Here is a 939-nt window from a genome sequence, read left to right on the forward strand (position 1 = left end):
AAGCAAGTGCAGTCCCGTTTGCAAAAAGCTTACTGCGAGAACGGAGAAGGCTTTTATGTGCATGCTCCGAAACAGAAAGGGAACGTCAAGCAGCAACTCGGATATATCGGGCGATACATGAGAAGACCAGCGATAGCGGTTAGCCGGATCGAAGCGTATGACGGAGAAAAGGTGACATTTCGTTACCGGGATAAGAATGACGGGGAAGAGAAGACCGAGACGATTTCGGTAGAAGAATTTATGGGTAGACTTGTGCGGCATATTCCGGATGAAAACTTCAAAACGATCCGTTACTACGGGGTTTATTCGCGGCGGATCAAGAGCCTGTGTAAGAAGTTAGTCAGTGAGTGGCAACAAGCCGCGAGAAGATGGATTGTCAAGGCAAAGCGGATATTAAAACGCAGAACGTGGAGTGAACGGATCAAGGAGCAGACGGGGAAGCCGCCATGTTGCCCAAAATGCGAAAGTTATTACGAATACAAGGGAGAAGCCTGCCTTGAGGATGGGAAGTTGAAGGTGAAGTACGCGGTGTGCTCCACCTCAAAGGCATGTCTGGAGAGGATGATTCGGGATGTCGCCGGTGTCAAAGAAACGAAAGGTAGCGAAGAAAAAGAAAAAGCCGCAAAGCGGGCTGCATAGCAAAGCGAAAGTAACCTACATCTGTCTTCAATGTCATACAACAGAAGAGATTCCGCTGAATGTCGTTCGAAATTTCGATGCGATGGATGATGGAGATCCGACAGTACCTCCGCAATTCAGCTGCGAAGAATGTGGAGGAGGCATGTACCCGGAATATTACGAGGGAATTCATGGTTACGAGTACAGGGTTAGCGATGTAAGAAAATAGCCGGGTATAAGTTTTTCTCCCACACCCGGCCATTTTACACGTATGAACTCAGTTGAACGAACTTAAAAGGACGCCGCCAGGCGTTTTTCTTA

At 48.0% G+C, this 939-nt stretch carries 1 protein-coding gene; it reads left to right on the forward strand.

From position 1 onward, the window contains the following. The coding region (locus RW092_RS01210) for a transposase (protein WP_316009296.1) at nt 1-639 on the forward strand (639 nt) is incomplete at its 5' end. Between the last annotated feature and the right edge of the window lie 300 nt (nt 640-939).

Source organism: Paenibacillus sp. 3LSP (assembly GCF_032465655.1).
In the GTDB taxonomy this organism is placed as follows: Bacteria; Bacillota; Bacilli; order Paenibacillales; family Paenibacillaceae; genus Fontibacillus; species Fontibacillus barengoltzii.